Origin of the sequence: Aeromonas sp. FDAARGOS 1402, from assembly GCF_019046925.1 — a bacterium.
Classification (GTDB): domain Bacteria; phylum Pseudomonadota; class Gammaproteobacteria; order Enterobacterales; family Aeromonadaceae; genus Aeromonas; species Aeromonas caviae.
In genome coordinates this window covers 1,222,747-1,238,508 of record NZ_CP077201.1, presented here as the reverse complement: position 1 = coordinate 1,238,508, position 15,762 = coordinate 1,222,747, and the positions used below count along the sequence as shown (strand labels likewise).

Here is a 15,762-nt window from a genome sequence, read left to right as displayed (position 1 = left end):
TTTAACTGCGGTTCAGAATCCGGGGAGGCCGGTCAGTGTCGATCGCAGATGAGGGGGGAGGAGGGCAACGGGCATGATGCAGGTGGCGTGGTCCGGATCCCATTCAGGAGGTAAAGGAGGGAAAGCTGAGATGACCCAAGAGGAGATCGCCTCCCCTTGGGCGAGAGGGTCAGGGGTGCTGGCTGCCACCGTACCATTGGCATAGGTAGGCGGGTACCAGCATCTGGGGTGCCTGGTCAACGTGACAGACCACCAGCGGCATGGCGGGGGCTCCCTGGGCATGCACCAGGGCCGGTGTCATGGGCAGGACCAGGGCGACGAACAGAAACAGCGACGGGATCTTCATGGTTATCTCCTTGGTGACGGGAACGAATGTGACAAGCATCACTTTTTGAGTTAAGGCGAACCCGAAATCGGCGCAAGGTGACTGAAAAAATTCAACTAATGAAAAAACTTTGAATCCCGGTTGCACTCCGGTCGGTGAAAAAGTCGCCATCAGGATGCGTGCAAAATGCATATCCATATAAAAGAGATAGTGCACACGACTTGGCGATGAGGCTCGCCATCTGGCCCGGGCGGGCCGCCATGATCTGGGACAAGAGATGGATTATTCAGCGATAAAGGAGCAGGTGATTATTTATGTGAGAGCAAACGGGATGATAAGCGAGGATAAATTCAAAGGTGGGTGAACTTTATTCAAAAAATGAGCGTTTTGATTTTAATGCATTGATTTATTTGATATTTTTTATTGGTGGCTATCCATTTGTGGATACCATAGATGAATGAAATTGCGCTCTTTGTGGAATATATTGGGGCTTTATTGCGTATTTATGCCGGATGGAGGGTGAGGGAAATGTCAGATATGTAAACTCCATCATAAATTAACTTCTGAATTTATGCAGTCTGGGGTGAATGTGATCAATGTCCAAGTTTGGTGGAGTTGCCAGACCTAATCTCTGCATCGAAAGGCAAGGGCAGGATAGAACACAAGCCGAGTACCCTACATAAAGAATATCCCGCCTTAGCCACGAGCCTGAATAGAAGGAATCTATTCAATCACTCGCAGGGACCACTGCTAGACGGAATATCATCATGAGCAAATTTTATGTGGGTTCTGAAGTTGGCCAGTTGCGCCGTGTCATGTTGCACCGCCCCAACCTCAGTCTGAAGCGTCTGACCCCTTCCAACTGCCAGGATCTGCTGTTTGACGACGTCCTGTCCGTGGAACGTGCCGGTCAGGAGCACGACAAATTCGCTCAGGTACTGCGCGATCAGAATGTCGAAGTCTTCCTCCTGACCAATCTGCTGGCGGAAACCCTGGACGTGCCGGAAGCCAAAGCCTGGCTGCTGCAACACCAGGTCTCCGACTATCGCCTCGGCACTGCCCTGGCCAACGACGTGCGCTGCTTCCTGGCGGACATGCCTCACCGCGAGCTGGCCCGCATCCTCTCCGGCGGCCTCACCTACTCCGAGATGCCCTACAGCGGCGTCAACATGGTGGTCGGCATGCATGCACCGACCGATTTCATCATCGAACCGCTGCCCAACCACCTCTTCACCCGCGATACCTCCTGCTGGGTCTATGGCGGCGTCTCCATCAACCCCATGGCCAAGGCCGCCCGTCGTCGCGAGACCAACCACGTGAAGGCCATCTACCGCTGGCACCCGCAATTTGCCGGTCAGGAGTTCATCAAGTACTTCGGTGACGAGGAGCGCGACTACGACAACTCCACCATCGAAGGGGGCGACGTCCTGGTCATCGGCCGAGGCGCCGTGCTCATCGGCATGTCCGAGCGCACCACGCCGCAAGGGGTGGAGCATCTGGCCCGCAGCCTGTTCAAGCACGGTCAGGCCAAGCAGGTCATCGCCATGGAGCTGCCGAAACACCGCAGCTGCATGCACCTCGACACCGTCATGACCCACATGGATGTCGACACCTTCTCCGTCTATCCGGAAGTCATCCGCAAGGATGTGAACTGCTGGAGCCTGACCCCGGGCGGTGCCACCGGGATGAACATCAAGGAAGAGGGTTACTTCGTGACCGCCATCGAGAAGGCGCTGGGGGTGGATCAGCTCAGGCTCATCACCACTGGCGGCGACAGCTTCGAGGCCGAGCGGGAGCAGTGGAACGACGCCAACAACGTGCTGACCGTGCGCCCCGGCGTGGTGGTGGGTTACGAGCGCAACACCTACACCAACGAGAAGTACGACAAGGCCGGCATCACTGTGCTGCCCATCCCGGGTGAAGAGCTGGGACGTGGCCGCGGCGGCGCCCGCTGCATGAGCTGCCCGATGGAACGCGACGGCATCTGACAAGACGGCGTGGCGCCGGCAGAGGCTGGCGCCACACACACCAGAATTCGAGAGTAACACCCATGAAAAAACCAACTGTCGTCGTCGCCCTGGGGGGCAATGCCCTGCTCCGCCGCGGTGAACCTCTGGAAGCCGACATCCAGCGCAAGAACATCGCCACCGCCGCCAAGACCATCGCCCGCATCGCCGAGGATTACAACGTGGTGCTGGTGCACGGCAACGGCCCGCAAGTCGGCCTGCTGGCCCTGCAAAACAGCGCCTACACCAAGGTCTCTCCCTATCCCCTGGATGTGCTGGGTGCCGAGTCCCAGGGCATGATCGGCTACATGCTGATCCAGGAGCTGAAGAACCTGATGCCGAGCCGCAACGTCACCGCGCTGCTGACCCAGGTGCAGGTTGATCCCCAGGATCCGGCGTTTGCCAATCCGACCAAATTTATCGGCCCCGTCTACGAAGAGGCGGAAGCCCGCACTCTGGCTGCCGAGAAGCACTGGGTGGTCAAGGCAGACGGCAAGTTTTTCCGCCGCGTGGTGCCGTCCCCGCTGCCCCAGCGCATCGTCGAAGGCGACGCCATCGAAACCTTGATCGCCCAGGGTCACCTCATCATCTGTACCGGCGGTGGTGGCATCCCGGTGACCTGGGATGGCCAGAGCCTGACCGGCATCGAAGCCGTCATCGACAAGGACATGTCAGCCGCCTACCTGGCCAAGCAGATCAAGGCCGACGCCCTGCTGATCCTGACCGATGCCGATGCCGTCTATCTGGATTGGGGTAAACCGACCCAGCGTCCGCTGCGGGTCACCAGCCCGGACGAGCTGGCCGGGGTCAAGTTCGATGCAGGCTCCATGGGGCCCAAGGTCGAAGCCTCCTGTGAATTCGTCAAGGCGACCGGCGGCATGGTCGGCATCGGCGCCCTGGAAGATGGCCTCGCCATCCTCAAGGGGGAAGCCGGCACCAACATCGTCGCCACCAATACCGTCAATGCCTGAGCCAAGGCTCTGGTCTGAACAACTGCGTAGTCAATGACACTGCCAAATTGGTCTGAACAAATATAGAGAGAACTCATCATGGCTTTTAATCTGCGTAACCGTAACTTCCTGAAACTGCTGGACTTCACCCCTCGCGAAATCCAATACATGATCGATCTGGCCATCGACCTGAAGAAAGCCAAATACGGTGGCTATGAGCGCAAGCATCTGGTCGGCAAGAACATTGCCCTGATCTTCGAGAAGACCTCCACCCGCACCCGCTGTGCGTTCGAAGTGGCGGCCTTCGACCAGGGCGCCCAGGTCTCCTACCTCGGCCCGAGCGGTTCCCAAATCGGTCACAAGGAGTCCATGAAGGACACCGCCCGGGTGCTGGGCCGCATGTATGACGGCATCGAATACCGCGGCTACGGCCAGGAGATCGTCGAAGAGCTGGGGGCCCACGCCGGTGTGCCGGTCTGGAACGGCCTGACCAACGAATTCCACCCGACCCAGATCCTGGCGGACTTCATGACCATGCTGGAGCACGGCAAGGGCAAACGTCTGAATCAGATCAAGTTCGCCTACCTGGGTGACGCCCGCAACAACATGGGCAACTCCCTGATGGTGGGTGCCGCCAAGATGGGCATGGACATCCGCCTGGTGGCGCCGAAAGCCTTCTGGCCGGAAGAGGAGCTGGTTGCCACCTGCCGCCTCATCGCCGAAGAGACCGGTGCGCGCATCCACCTGACCGAAGACGTGAAAGAGGGTGTGCTGGGTGCCGACTTCCTCTACACCGACGTCTGGGTCTCCATGGGCGAAGCGAAGGAAGCCTGGGATCAACGGGTCAAACTGATGACCCCGTATCAGGTCAACATGGACGTCATCAACGCGACCAAGAACCCGGATGTGAAGTTCATGCACTGCCTGCCGGCGTTCCACAACGACGAGACCACCATGGGCAAGGAAGTGGCCGACAAATATGGCATGAAGGGCCTGGAAGTGACCGAGGACGTGTTCGAATCCGAGCACAGCATCGTGTTCGACGAGGCGGAAAACCGGATGCACACCATCAAGGCAGTGATGGTGGCTACGCTGGGCGACTGACGTCGTCAGTGGTGCCGGGGGGTGACCCCCGGCTTTTCAACCATGTGACAGCGGCATAATACCTCCAACCCTACGACCCGCAGCCTGCATGGATACCACACCCACAGAAGGAAGCTGGACCATGACCAAATTCAAGTTCCCGTCAGCCTACACGATACTGTTTGTGCTGATCGCCCTGGTGGCCGCCCTGAGCTGGATAGTGCCGGCCGGCAAATACGAGATGACCATGAACGAGGCCCTCGGCAAGGAAGTGCCGGTGGCCGGTACCTACAAACTGGTGGATGCCAATCCCCAGGGGATCGTCGACGTGCTGCTGGCACCCATCGACGGTCTCTACAACCACGACACCTATGAGGCTGGCGCCATCGACGTCTCCCTCTTCATCCTGATCATCGGTGGCTTCCTTGGCATCGTGACCAAGACAGGTGCCATCGATGCGGGTATCGAGCGCGTCACCGATCGCCTGCGTGGCCGTGAAGAGTGGATGATCCCCATCCTGATGGCGCTGTTCGCCGCAGGGGGCACCATCTACGGCATGGCGGAAGAGTCTCTGCCGTTCTACACCCTGCTGGTGCCGGTGATGATGGCGGCCCGCTTCGACCCCGTGGTCGCTGCCGCGACCGTGCTGCTGGGGGCCGGTATCGGTACCCTGGGCTCCACCATCAACCCGTTCGCCACCGTGATCGCCGCCAACGCGGCCGGCATCTCCTTCACCGACGGCATCTGGTTGCGGGTCGCCATGCTGGTGGCCGGCTGGCTGATCTGCGTGGCCTATGTGATGCGTTACGCCAAGATGGTGCGAAGCGATCCCAGCAAGTCCCTGGTGGCCGACAAGTGGGAAGAGAACCGTGCCCACTTCCTCGGCAACAAGAGCGACCAGATGCTGGAGTTCACCACCACCCGCAAGATCGTGCTGGGTATCTTCGTCGCCGCCTTTGCCGTGATGATCTACGGGGTGGCCGTGCTGGGCTGGTGGATGGCGCAGATCTCCGGTGTCTTCCTGGCTGCCGCCATCATCGTCGGCGTCATCTCCCGCATGAGCGAGGAGGAGCTGACCTCCAACTTCATCGACGGTGCCCGCGATCTGCTCGGCGTGGCCCTCATCATCGGTATCGCCCGCGGTATCGTGGTGGTGATGGACAACGGCATGATCACCCACACCATCTTGCACAGCGCAGAGGGGATAGTGACCGGCCTCTCCACCATCGTCTTCATCAACGTGATGTTCGTGCTGGAAGTGGTGCTCTCCTTCCTGGTGCCCTCCTCCTCCGGTCTGGCGGTGCTGACCATGCCGATCATGGCGCCGCTCGCCGACTTCGCCAACGTGGGCCGCGAGCTGGTGGTCACCGCCTACCAGTCCGCTTCCGGCCTGGTGAACCTGGTGACCCCGACCTCCGCCGTGGTCATGGGGGGGCTGGCCATTGCCAAGGTGCCCTATGTGCGCTGGCTGAAGTGGGTGGCCCCGCTGCTCGGCATGCTGACTGTGCTGATCGTGCTCTGCCTGAGCCTGGGTGCCGTGCTGGCATGAATGCCGACAGACATAGGGACAACAACGGGAGCCTGGGGCTCCCGTTTTTGATGGCTGGCAAGGCGGGGCGCCCGGGCTCTCCCGTGGTCTGGCTCCTTGCCGCGCGGGCAACAAAAAGGCGACCCCAGGGTCGCCTTCTGGCATCCAGCAGGGGTCAGCGGGCGTTTTCCAGGGTGCGCACCACGGCGGCGTGAGCCTGGCGGGTTCGGCTGATGTGGCGCGGGGCGATCAGTACCACGTCGTTGCCGGCCACGGCCCCCAGGATCTCGGGATTGGCGTTGCGATCCAGCAGGCGAGCCACCACGGTAGCGGCCCCCGGGGTGGTATGCACCAGCACCATCTGCTGGTTGTGGACCACGGCGCGCACCATGTCGTGGATGGAGCGGGTGCTGCCGGCGGGCTCCAGCTGCTCGTCCACCAGGGTGTAGACCTTCTTGCCGTTGGCGTTCTGGGCCTTGGCGACCCCGAGACGGCGCAGCAGGCGGGAGATGGTGGACTGGCTGATGTCCGCAAAACCGCGGGCGGAGAGCTCGCGGCGGATCTCCTCCTGGGTGCTGTAGCAGTGCTGGCCGATGATCTGGCGGCAGGCGTCGAGCTGGGCCAGATCGGACTCTGGTTCTGCTGGGCGGCTGAGGGTGTTGACCATGGCGACTTCCTTTGGCGATGAGCGATGGCGGTCTCGCCCAGTCTGTCGTTCCGGCTTTTCATAGCGAAAAACACTAATGAGGAGCACTCAAGCAGGGGATGAGCGAGGTATATCCATTACGGGATGGCAAATTATAACCAAAGGGGGAATAAGTGATGTGACAGGGTTCAAAAATGGGCCCGATGGGGCCCACATGGATATCCTTTGTCGGCAGGAAATCAGTAGCGTTCGCTGACGATGTCCTGGGTGAAGGACTTCTCGCAGTATTTGCACTTCATCCGCACCGCCCCTTTCACCTCGCGCACCCGGAAGTAGCTTTCCACCGGTTCGTTGTGGGAGATGCAGTTGGAGTTGGGGCAGTGGAAGACCCCTTCGATGAACTCCGGCAGCGCCAGTTGGTGCTTCTTCACCACCACGAAGTCTTCGATGATGTTGACGGTGGCCTTGGGGGCGAACAGGGCGAGCTGGTTGGCCTGCTGCTCGGTCAGACGGGTGTTCTCGATCTTGATGAGATCCTTCTTGCCGAGGGCGCCGGATTTGAGGTTGAAGCCGACGGTGATCCGCTCCTGGGTCTCGATCAGCTGGAACAGCTTGAGGATCTTGATGCCCTGGCCGGCGGGGACGTGGTCGATGACGGAGCCGTGACGGATGGCTTCGACTTGCAGTTGGTTCTTCTCGGACATGATGTTCCCCTTTCCCTTAGACGGTTTCGTTCAGTACCAGTGCCAGCAGTGCCTGGCGGGCATAGACCCCGTTCTCCGCCTGCTGGAAGTAGTAGGCGTGAGGGGTCTTGTCGACGGCGACCTCGATCTCGTCAACCCGGGGCAGGGGATGGAGGATCTTCATGGTGGGCTTGGCCCCTTCCAGGGTCGCCAGCTCCAGCACGAACTTGGCGGCCATGTGCTTGTACTCGGTCTCGTCGAAGCGCTCCTTCTGGACGCGGGTCATGTAGAGGATGTCGAGCTCCGGCATCACCTCTTCCATGGTCTCGTGCACGCTGAAGCGGATGCCCTTCTCTTCCAGCTCCTCACAGAGGTAGTCCGGCATGGCCAGCGCCTCCGGGGAGATGAAGAAGAAGCGGCAGTTGAACAGGCTCAGGGCCTGGGCCAGGGAGTGGACGGTGCGGCCGTACTTCAGGTCACCGACGAAGGCGACGTTGAGGCCGTCCAGCTTGCCTTGGGTCTCGTGGATGGAGAAGAGGTCGAGCAGGGTCTGGGTGGGATGCTGGTTGGAGCCGTCACCGCCGTTGATGACCGGCACCCGGGAGAACTCGGAGGCCAGGCGGGCTGCCCCTTCCTTCGGGTGGCGCATCACCACCGCATCGGTGTAGGAGCTGATGATCTTGATGGAGTCGGCCAAAGTCTCGCCCTTCTTGGCGCTGGTGTTGCCGCCGTCGGCGAAGCCGATGATGTTGCCGCCCAGGCGCTGGACCGCGGTCTCGAAGGAGAGACGGGTGCGGGTGGAGGCTTCGAAGAAGCAACTGGCGACCAGCTTGTCTTTCAGCAGGCGGCTGTCGGGTTCGGCCTTCAACCGCTGTGCGGTGGCGACCACCAGTTCCATGTCGGACCGGGTCAGATCCGAGATGGAGATGACGTGTTTGTTATAGAGTGGATTGGTCATCGTCTGCATTCCCTTTGGCATCAATGAAGGTTTTTCCGGCACAAAAAAAAGCCCCTGAAACAGGGGCTCTTTTCAAAAAAAACGGGGGATCTGTGGGACGGGAACCGGAAACAACGGGGCCGCTCTGGTGCGCTCCACCCGTCTGCAAGGCTGCTTTTTTCATCAAAAACGGCATTGTCCTGTCCCGACCTTTTTCAAAACCGCACCGATTATAGGGCTGGTTTTTGAATTGTCAAAAATTTATTTCAGAGGCAGGATTTGGTCGGAAAAACGTTTAAGTGTCGCGAACGGGTCGACAAATCCAGAGTGCGTGCTGCGCCTGCAAGGGGGCGCCATCGGCGGCCATGCTGCGCAGGTAGCCGAGCCTGTGGTGCCCCTCCAGCAGGCAGTAGGGATGGGGCAGGGGGTAACCGTCCGGGTAGCTGCTGCCCGCCTCCGATGCCAGCACTATGATGGGCTCGGACCAGGTGCCCCGGCGCAGCATGTCATCGCCGAGCCAGGAGCGGCGCACGTAGCGGTTGCTGCGCAGCATCTCGCCCCAGCGATCGATCACCTCCATGTGGCGGGAGTCTATCTGCTCGATAATCTGCGCGGTGGGCCAGTGCTCGCACTCGAACTGGTGGCTGGCGAGATCGATAAAGCTCCAGTTGGATTCAAAACCGCGCCAATGACGGTAAATCCACTGGGCGAGCACATTGGAAGGAATGGAGGGCACCAGGGGAGAGACTCTGTCCAGATAGTCGGCCAGGGTCTCCGTCTTGCGCTCATCCCGGAAGTTGAGGGGCGCAAGCTGTTGCAGCAGTCGGTAATTGAGCATGGGCAGCCTCCCTGAGCCTGGTTTCACCCTACCCCCATTTGTGTCCCATTCCTACCCCGTCGGGGCTGCAAATACAGCAGCTTACCCCCGCTCCTTGTTGGAATTGCGGGGATCTGCTCGTCATTTGTTCGATCGCATCGAAAGTAAGAAAAAAAGCCTTTACCTTTGACCTCCGCTTTGTATACTACGCCTCGTTTGTTGCAGGGGCGTAGTTCCAATTGGTAGAACAGCGGTCTCCAAAACCGATGGTTGCGGGTTCGAGTCCTGCCGCCCCTGCCATTTTTCAGAAAGGCCAGCTCATTGAGCTGGCCTTTCGCATTTGCGGCGTTTGCCACCGCCTCCGTTAGCCTCTTTTTCCCCGCTTCGCCGCTGCCATTTCTTTCAATGGAGGCCCTTTTCCCCTGTGCTACACCTTGCTTCCTGCCAGATGGCGCCCTCAGGCGCATCGCATCCGGCGGGCCCAAGGCGCTTCAACAAGGAGAGAGCGATGAACAAGGCAGTGGATACGCGTCCCCCCCATGCCCATGCCGGTGGCTGGGTCCCCCGGGATCAGGCCCATGTGGCGCGCTGGGTGCAGCGGCTGCGTCAGGCGGTCACCCGCCAGCCTCGCCCGCTGGTGGCCCCGATCGCCGGATTGAAGGCGCTGGTGGAGCAGGATCCTCTCCTGCATCAGCAGGCCCAGGGGATGTTTGACGAGGCGTGGCAGCACGAGCACAGCACGCCGCTCGGTCAGGTCCAGGTGCGCAGCTTCGATGAGTTCCTGCAGCTGCTCAACGGCATCATGACCACGGCCCCGGAAGCCTATCAGGATGTGCAGACCCAGGAGCCCGCCGGGCTGATCGGATTCCCCATCAATGCCCTGCTCAACTGGCCCATGGCGACGGCCGCCGGGTACGACTTCTTCGCCAATGCGCTGGTGAACCAGCAATTACGCAAGATCCTCGGTTACTGGGCCGACTTCCTGCAAAGTCCCGCGTCCCGTTATGTGCTGACCGAGTCGGTGAGCCCCCTGGATCGCCAGACCCTGATCGTCCCCTGGCTGGGTGACGTGGCGAAACGGGAGATGGTCAAGGTGGCGCAGGGGGCGCTCGGGGCCGGCGACAACCCCACCCCAGAGCGCTTCGAGGGGATCTTCCACACCGCGCCGGGAGAGGAATACGAGGGCTTCGCCAGCTGGGACGACTTCTTCACCCGCCGCTTCTGCCCCGGCGTGCGGCCGGTGACGGCCCCGGACGATGACAGCGTGATCGCCAACGCCTGCGAGTCGGCCCCGCTGCAGGTGGTGACCGGGGTAAGGCGGCAGGACGCCTTCTGGCTCAAGGGGCAGCCCTATTCCCTGGACAACCTGCTGGACTTCGACCCGCGAGCCGCCGCGTTCGAGGGGGGCACCCTCTATCAGGCCTTCCTCAGCGCCCTCAGCTATCACCGCTGGCACAGCCCGGTGAGCGGCACGGTGCGCTCGGTCAAGGTGGTCAACGGCAGCTACTACCTGGCCAACCGCCACCAGGGTTTCGACAGCCCGGCGGGGCCCGACCCCAGCGCCCCGAACCAGTCCCAGCCCTTCCTCACCGCGGTGGCGACCCGGGCACTCATCTTCATCGAGGCGGACAACCCCAAAATCGGCCTGATGTGCGTGGTGCCGGTGGGCATGGCGGAGGTGTCGAGCTGCGAGGTGACGGTGCAGCCGGGGCAGCGGATCGCGAAGGGGGAGCAGCTCGGCATGTTCCACTTCGGCGGCTCCACCCACTGCCTGCTGTTTCGCCCCGGGGTCGAGCTGGCGTTCGACTTTTACGGCCAGCAGCCGGGGCTGGAGGCGACCAACCTGAGGATCAACACGGCGCTGGCACGGGTCAAATAACCCAGCCGCCGGACAGTAAAAGGCCGCCCTTGAGGCGGCCTTGTTGTTGTGAATCCCTCAGGGTTGTCGTTGCAGCAGGAGATCCAGATAGGCGCCTTCGATCAACCGGGAGTGCTCGATACCGAGACGCGCCATGATGTCGTGAGCTTCCTGCATCCCCACCTCGCGCGGCTCGTCATCTTCCAGCACCACTTCCAGTTCGAGGAAGTGACCCAGCCCTTCAACCCGGTCGAGATGGATCCGGGTTCTGCCCACCAGAAACAGGGTCCGCTGTTTTCGCACTCTGCCAATCTGGCCGCAAGCCAGGGTGAGCGTTTCCCGCAGCTTGTCCGGCTCGTTCGTTGGCGTGATGTGGTAGTAGCTCTCCTTCGGACCCTGTTGATCAGGCCTGCGGTAGAAGATGAGCTGGCCTGCCGACGGGGAGAGCGTCCGCAATTTGAAGCGGCCCGATTCACAGCGAAAGAAGGTATCGTCCTGGGCGATGTCGACGGGGCCCTTGTCGGCGATGGCCGCGGCTCTGGGGATAAGGTCATCGACCCCGGCTATGCGGGCTTTGATCTCGATATTTCGTGGCATGGCAGCGGGTTCTCCTTGAAAACGGGATACCCAATCTAGCACAGCCCACGTTGTCGAGAGGGGGGCAACAGGGGGAGCACCAGCTCGGTTCCTGATGGATGCTCAACCCTGCCCGCCAACCCTCTTTTCAGACGCCTGAAACCGCCCTCAAGAGACAGGTCAGCGGGTGCTGGCCTGCTCTGCCGGTGCCTGCCCGTCATCCGCGACCTGACCTCATGGCCGCCTTAGGGCGGCCTTGTGGTGTCTGCGGGTGTCAGCATGGAATAGTGAACAGTCTGTTGCTGGTAGTGCGTTCTGTTGTTGATAGATGAAAAAATATCAGGATTCACTAAAGACCGTTCATGATTGTGCCGATAGAACTACCAAGATGGGGGTATTCCCGGCCCCCGGCTACCACAAGGATTCGTTGTCATGACTCTCTCGTTGCGCGGCAAGCTGCTCGCGGCCAGCCTGGGGGTAGTGCTGCTGATGGCAGCCCTGCTCGGTATTGTCGCCTTCCACACCCTCAAATCCCGCACCCTTGACGCCATCCAGAGCGAGGCGGTCAACTACGGCCACGCCCACTCGGTGGCCATCGGCAACTGGCTGGAGGATCGCAAGCACGCGGTCGACGCCCTGGCCGCCGTCATTGCGCGCGACCCCGACACGGCCCTGGTGCCCCACCTGTTGCAAACCCGCACCTCCGGCGGTTTCGGCCTCACCTATTTTGGTTCGGCGCAGGGGGAGATGACCCGCCACGATCCCGCCCTCAACACCGCCAACTATGACCCCAGGGCCCGCCCCTGGTACCAGAACGCCGACAAGGCGGGCAAGCTCATCGTCACGCCGCCCTATGTCAGCGTGACCATGCAGCAGATGGTGGTGACCCTGGCCGAGCCGGTGAGCCATCAGGGCCGGGTGATCGGGGTGGCCGGGGCGGATCTCTCCCTCGACGCCCTCATCGACGAGGTGCTGGCCATGAAGGTACAGGGAGAGGGCTACGCCATGCTGCTCGATCGCACCGGCCTCATCGTCGGCCACCCGAACAAGGAGCTGGCGCTCAAGCAGGTGGCGGAGCTGGATCCCGGTCTCACCGGGGCGGCGCTGGATGCGTGGAGCCGCGACGGCGAGCTGCACGGCGCCAACCTGAACGGGCGCGAGGTGCTGCTCTCGGTGCAAGGCGTGCCCGGCACCGACTGGCTGCTCGCCATGGTGATGTACAAGGAGGTGCTGGAGGCGCCGCTCGCCTCCCTGCTGTGGCAACTGGTGGGGCTGACCCTGGTGCTGCTGCTGGTGTTCGGTGCCCTGCTCATCGCCATGTTCAACTACCTGTTCGCGGATCTGGGGCGGGTCTCCAGGGCGCTCGCCGACATCGCCCACGGGGAGGGGGATCTCACGGTGCAGATCGCCACCCGCAGCCAGGATGAGGTGGGGCAGCTGGCTCAGAACTTCAACCAGTTCGTGGCGCGACTGCACGGTATTGTCAGCCGGTTGCGGGACGTCACCGTCGAGCTGGCGGCCCAGTCCCGCACCCAAGCGGCGGGGGCCGAGGCCCGCAGCCAGCGGGTGCGCCAGCAGCAGGACGAGATCGTCATGGTAGCGACCGCGGTGACCGAGATGGCCTCCGCCACCCAGGAGATCGCCGGCAACGCCGAGTTTGCCGCCAACACCGCCGGCGATGCGGTGCGCCTCGCGGTGGCCGGCCAGTCCCAGGTCGGCCAGAGCCAGCGCAGCATCAGCGGCCTGGCAGGGGAGGTGGCCGACGCCAGCCAGACCATCCACGAACTGGATGGCCATGCCCAGCAGATCAGCGGCATTCTGGCCACCATCAGCGGCATCGCCGAGCAGACCAATCTGCTGGCCCTGAACGCCGCCATCGAGGCGGCCAGGGCCGGGGAGCAGGGGCGCGGCTTCGCCGTGGTGGCGGACGAGGTGCGGGTGCTGTCGCGCCGCACCCACGACTCCACCGCCGAGATCCAGCAGATGATCGAGGCGTTGCAGCAGACCACCCGCAAGGCGGTGGGCGGCATGGAGACCAGCCGCCAGCTGGCGGGCACCAGCGTGGAGGACGCCGAAGCGGCGAATCTCAGCCTGGGCCGGATCAACGAGGCCATCGGCGCCATCAGCGACATGGCGACCCAGATCGCGGCGGCGGCCGAGGAGCAGACCTCGGTGACCGGCGAGATCAGCCGCAACACCGAGAATATCCGCCACGTCTCCCAGGCGCTGGCGGCCCAGGCCGGCGAAGAGGCCGCCCAGGCGGCCCAGCTCAAGTCTCTCACCGAGCGGCTGGAGCAGGAGATCGGGCGCTTCCGGCTCTAGGCTGCGACCCGGATGTGACAAAGGCGACCCCGGGGTCGCCTTTATTCATTCTGTGTATGGATATTATTTCGCCATGCACCCACTGAATAATGCCGGGGCCTGGCCCTGCAACGGGTGCAGGCAGAGGCTCAGAGAGGCTTGATGTAGCTGTAGAACTCATTGTCCCGCTGGTAGCCGTGCCCTTCGTAGAGGGCCTGAGCCTGCCGGTTGTCGGTGGCGGTGCTCAGCATCAGGAAGGCGGCGCCCGTCTCCTGGCCGTGGCGATCGGCCCGCGCCAGCAGCGCCTGGGCCACCCCCTGCTGGCGGGCCGCCGGCGCCACGAACAGATCGTACAGCAGCCAGATGGGTTTCAGGGCGAGGGAGCAGAACAGGGGATAGAGGTGGGCAAATCCCAGCACCTCTCCCGCCTCGCTCTGGGCCACGAAGAGCACCGACTCCCCGGCGGTGCAGCGCTCCAGCAGGAAGGCTTCGGCGGCCTCGGGCCGGGCAGGCAGCCTGTAGAACGCCCGGTATTCCACGAACAGGGGGGTGACCCGGGGAATGTCCCCGGGGGTGGCCTGGAAGATCCTCATGGGGCGTTCCCCGCCGGATCCTGGCTGACCCAGATCAGCCGGTCGGTGGCAAAGCCGAGCCCCCGGGCCCGCTCGACCAGGGCCTCTACCTTCTCTTTGGGGGGGTGGGGCGTGCGGGAGAGGATCCAGAGGTACTGGAGGTTGTAACTGCTCACCAGGGAGAGGTCATAGTCCGTCGCCAGCACGTTGTAGCTGCCGTAGAAGGGGCCGAAGAAGCTCACCTTGAGGCGCCCCTCGTCGCTGTCGCCCACGAAGTAGGCGCGCCCCTCGGCCTCGCGCCATTCCCCCTGTTCGTCCTGCCCCCGGTTGATCACCCTGACACCGCCGTCATCCCGCAGGCTGTAGGTGGCGGTGACCCGGTTCAGGCCGCGCTCGAAACCGTGATCGAGGCGGGCCACCTCGTACCAGGTGCCCAGGTAGCGGTCGAGCTGGAAGGGCTTGACCACCTGGTGCCCCGGCGGAATGCCGGTGCAGGCGGTGGCCAGCAGGGTCAGAACGAGCAGGATCAGTGTGCGCATGTCATCCCTCCACGATACGCAGTTGTCCCGAGCGGAAGCGTGCCGCGTGTTCGCTCGGGGTGTTGCCAAAGAAGCGTTTGTATTCGCGGCTGAACTGGGAGCCGCTCTCGTAGCCTACCTTGTCCGCCGCCACCCCGGCCTTGAGGCCGTCGTGCAGCATCATCAGCCGCGCCCGGTGCAGGCGCAGGGTCTTGATGTACTGCAGGGGCGAGGTGGCGGTGGCCGCCTTGAAGTGGTGGTGGAAGGCCGAGATGCTCATGTTCGCCTCCCGGGCCAGCTCCTCCACCGTCAGGTTCTCGGTAAAGCGCTGCTCCATGATACGCAGCACCCGGGCTATCTGGCTCACCTGGCTGTGACGGCTGGCCATGGCCAGCAGGGCGGGGGCCCCCCCTTCGTGCAGGGCGTGGAACAGGATCTCGCGCACGATCTGGGGCCCCAGCACCCGGGCGTGGAGCGGTTTGTCCATCACGTCGATGAGGCGCTCCACCGCGCAGAGCATGGTCTCGGAGAGGGGCACGGAGACCACGCCGCGACCCGGCTCCGCCGGGGCGGGGGCCGCGTCCCCCATCTCCAGCAGCAGGGCCTGCAGCGCCGCCACGTCGATCTCCACCGAGAGCCCCACCAGGGGGGATTCGGGGGAGGCGAAGCACTCGCACTCGCAGGGCAGCGGCAGGGTCATCATCAGGTAGTGCTCGGGGTCGTAGCGGAAGGTGAAGTCCGAGAGATAGCCCACCTTGTGCCCCTGCAGGATGATGATCATGCGCGGGCGGTAGAGCACCGGGATGCGGTCGTGATGCTCCGTGGTGTAGATGAGGTGCACGCCGGGCACGGGGGCGGCGGTGATCCCCGGGTGGGGGGCCAGGGCGGCGAGTCGGCTGGCGAGGGCGGACTGGTGGGTCGCCGCGATGGGCTGATTTGTACTCATTTATCCAGGCTCAGTA

15 protein-coding genes and 1 tRNA gene are annotated in these 15,762 nt (G+C 62.7%); 7 read left to right on the top strand and 9 right to left on the bottom strand.

Annotation, left to right across the window (positions count from 1 at the left end; translation table 11 throughout):
* Positions 1-169: 169 nt before the first annotated feature.
* On the bottom strand, positions 170-346 hold the full coding sequence (locus I6L32_RS05945) for a hypothetical protein (RefSeq protein WP_102983722.1): 177 nt from the start codon (positions 344-346) through the stop codon (positions 170-172).
* Between the two features lie 746 nt (positions 347-1,092).
* Here I6L32_RS05945 and arcA point away from each other — a divergent pair.
* From arcA to I6L32_RS05925, 4 genes are all read left to right on the top strand, one after another.
* Positions 1,093-2,313 (top strand): arginine deiminase, encoded by a 1,221-nt coding sequence (arcA, locus tag I6L32_RS05940; protein WP_010676011.1) that lies wholly within the window; start codon positions 1,093-1,095, stop codon positions 2,311-2,313.
* A 62-nt stretch (positions 2,314-2,375) separates the two neighbouring features.
* Positions 2,376-3,302 (top strand): carbamate kinase, encoded by a 927-nt coding sequence (locus I6L32_RS05935; RefSeq protein WP_041214259.1) that lies wholly within the window; start codon positions 2,376-2,378, stop codon positions 3,300-3,302.
* A 78-nt stretch (positions 3,303-3,380) separates the two neighbouring features.
* Complete coding sequence (gene argF, locus I6L32_RS05930; RefSeq protein ID WP_216944812.1) at positions 3,381-4,385, top strand: ornithine carbamoyltransferase; 1,005 nt, start codon at positions 3,381-3,383, stop codon at positions 4,383-4,385.
* Between the two features lie 121 nt (positions 4,386-4,506).
* Positions 4,507-5,913 (top strand): YfcC family protein, encoded by a 1,407-nt coding sequence (locus I6L32_RS05925; protein WP_010676008.1) that lies wholly within the window; start codon positions 4,507-4,509, stop codon positions 5,911-5,913.
* A 154-nt stretch (positions 5,914-6,067) separates the two neighbouring features.
* On the opposite strand, the gene I6L32_RS05920 is transcribed toward I6L32_RS05925, so the two are convergent.
* The 4 genes from I6L32_RS05920 to I6L32_RS05905 form a co-directional block, all read right to left on the bottom strand.
* On the bottom strand, positions 6,068-6,559 hold the full coding sequence (locus tag I6L32_RS05920; RefSeq protein WP_039039633.1) for an arginine repressor: 492 nt from the start codon (positions 6,557-6,559) through the stop codon (positions 6,068-6,070).
* A 218-nt stretch (positions 6,560-6,777) separates the two neighbouring features.
* The gene (gene pyrI / locus I6L32_RS05915; RefSeq protein WP_010676006.1) at positions 6,778-7,242 is read right to left on the bottom strand and encodes an aspartate carbamoyltransferase regulatory subunit; all 465 of its coding nucleotides are present in this window, start codon (positions 7,240-7,242) and stop codon (positions 6,778-6,780) included.
* Between the two features lie 16 nt (positions 7,243-7,258).
* On the bottom strand, positions 7,259-8,179 hold the full coding sequence (gene pyrB, locus I6L32_RS05910; RefSeq protein ID WP_010676005.1) for an aspartate carbamoyltransferase: 921 nt from the start codon (positions 8,177-8,179) through the stop codon (positions 7,259-7,261).
* A 274-nt stretch (positions 8,180-8,453) separates the two neighbouring features.
* Positions 8,454-8,996, bottom strand: coding sequence for a hypothetical protein (locus I6L32_RS05905; RefSeq protein WP_216944811.1), 543 nt, complete (start codon positions 8,994-8,996; stop codon positions 8,454-8,456).
* A 202-nt stretch (positions 8,997-9,198) separates the two neighbouring features.
* On the opposite strand from I6L32_RS05905, the gene I6L32_RS05900 reads away from it, so the two are divergent.
* A tRNA-Trp gene (locus tag I6L32_RS05900) sits at positions 9,199-9,275 on the top strand.
* Between the two features lie 208 nt (positions 9,276-9,483).
* Positions 9,484-10,854: a phosphatidylserine decarboxylase family protein gene (locus tag I6L32_RS05895; protein WP_167826183.1), complete on the top strand. Its 1,371-nt coding sequence runs from the start codon at positions 9,484-9,486 to the stop codon at positions 10,852-10,854.
* 57 nt (positions 10,855-10,911) lie between these two features.
* Here I6L32_RS05895 and I6L32_RS05890 read toward each other — a convergent pair whose 3' ends face one another.
* Positions 10,912-11,430, bottom strand: a complete 519-nt coding sequence (locus I6L32_RS05890; protein WP_216944810.1) for a class IV adenylate cyclase — start codon at positions 11,428-11,430, stop codon at positions 10,912-10,914.
* Between the two features lie 411 nt (positions 11,431-11,841).
* Here I6L32_RS05890 and I6L32_RS05885 point away from each other — a divergent pair, with 411 nt between their 5' ends.
* Positions 11,842-13,731: a methyl-accepting chemotaxis protein gene (locus I6L32_RS05885; protein ID WP_216944809.1), complete on the top strand. Its 1,890-nt coding sequence runs from the start codon at positions 11,842-11,844 to the stop codon at positions 13,729-13,731.
* Between the two features lie 128 nt (positions 13,732-13,859).
* On the opposite strand, the gene I6L32_RS05880 is transcribed toward I6L32_RS05885, so the two are convergent.
* From I6L32_RS05880 to I6L32_RS05870, 3 genes are read right to left on the bottom strand one after another with little or no spacing between them, the layout of a single operon-like run.
* Entirely contained in the window at positions 13,860-14,303 is a 444-nt protein-coding gene (locus I6L32_RS05880) for a GNAT family N-acetyltransferase (RefSeq protein WP_042015636.1), read from the bottom strand.
* On the bottom strand, positions 14,300-14,821 hold the full coding sequence (locus I6L32_RS05875; RefSeq protein ID WP_039039627.1) for a lipocalin family protein: 522 nt from the start codon (positions 14,819-14,821) through the stop codon (positions 14,300-14,302). The genes I6L32_RS05880 and I6L32_RS05875 overlap by 4 nt, the downstream gene beginning before the upstream one ends.
* Position 14,822: 1 nt before the next feature.
* Positions 14,823-15,746 (bottom strand): AraC family transcriptional regulator, encoded by a 924-nt coding sequence (locus I6L32_RS05870; protein WP_104454932.1) that lies wholly within the window; start codon positions 15,744-15,746, stop codon positions 14,823-14,825.
* Positions 15,747-15,762: the final 16 nt, after the last annotated feature.

What these genes read in the sequence shown, in the direction of transcription:
- I6L32_RS05890 (WP_216944810.1), bottom strand. Translation starts at nt 11,430, where the DNA reads ATGCCACGAAATATCGAGATCAAAGCCCGCATAGCCGGGGTCGATGAC.
- I6L32_RS05875 (WP_039039627.1), bottom strand. Translation starts at nt 14,821, where the DNA reads ATGCGCACACTGATCCTGCTCGTTCTGACCCTGCTGGCCACCGCCTGC.
- I6L32_RS05935 (WP_041214259.1), top strand. Translation starts at nt 2,376, where the DNA reads ATGAAAAAACCAACTGTCGTCGTCGCCCTGGGGGGCAATGCCCTGCTC.
- I6L32_RS05895 (WP_167826183.1), top strand. Translation starts at nt 9,484, where the DNA reads ATGAACAAGGCAGTGGATACGCGTCCCCCCCATGCCCATGCCGGTGGC.
- I6L32_RS05885 (WP_216944809.1), top strand. Translation starts at nt 11,842, where the DNA reads ATGACTCTCTCGTTGCGCGGCAAGCTGCTCGCGGCCAGCCTGGGGGTA.
- I6L32_RS05920 (WP_039039633.1), bottom strand. Translation starts at nt 6,559, where the DNA reads ATGGTCAACACCCTCAGCCGCCCAGCAGAACCAGAGTCCGATCTGGCC.
- I6L32_RS05880 (WP_042015636.1), bottom strand. Translation starts at nt 14,303, where the DNA reads ATGAGGATCTTCCAGGCCACCCCCGGGGACATTCCCCGGGTCACCCCC.
- pyrI (WP_010676006.1), bottom strand. Translation starts at nt 7,242, where the DNA reads ATGTCCGAGAAGAACCAACTGCAAGTCGAAGCCATCCGTCACGGCTCC.
- pyrB (WP_010676005.1), bottom strand. Translation starts at nt 8,179, where the DNA reads ATGACCAATCCACTCTATAACAAACACGTCATCTCCATCTCGGATCTG.
- I6L32_RS05905 (WP_216944811.1), bottom strand. Translation starts at nt 8,996, where the DNA reads ATGCTCAATTACCGACTGCTGCAACAGCTTGCGCCCCTCAACTTCCGG.
- I6L32_RS05945 (WP_102983722.1), bottom strand. Translation starts at nt 346, where the DNA reads ATGAAGATCCCGTCGCTGTTTCTGTTCGTCGCCCTGGTCCTGCCCATG.
- I6L32_RS05925 (WP_010676008.1), top strand. Translation starts at nt 4,507, where the DNA reads ATGACCAAATTCAAGTTCCCGTCAGCCTACACGATACTGTTTGTGCTG.
- argF (WP_216944812.1), top strand. Translation starts at nt 3,381, where the DNA reads ATGGCTTTTAATCTGCGTAACCGTAACTTCCTGAAACTGCTGGACTTC.
- I6L32_RS05870 (WP_104454932.1), bottom strand. Translation starts at nt 15,746, where the DNA reads ATGAGTACAAATCAGCCCATCGCGGCGACCCACCAGTCCGCCCTCGCC.
- arcA (WP_010676011.1), top strand. Translation starts at nt 1,093, where the DNA reads ATGAGCAAATTTTATGTGGGTTCTGAAGTTGGCCAGTTGCGCCGTGTC.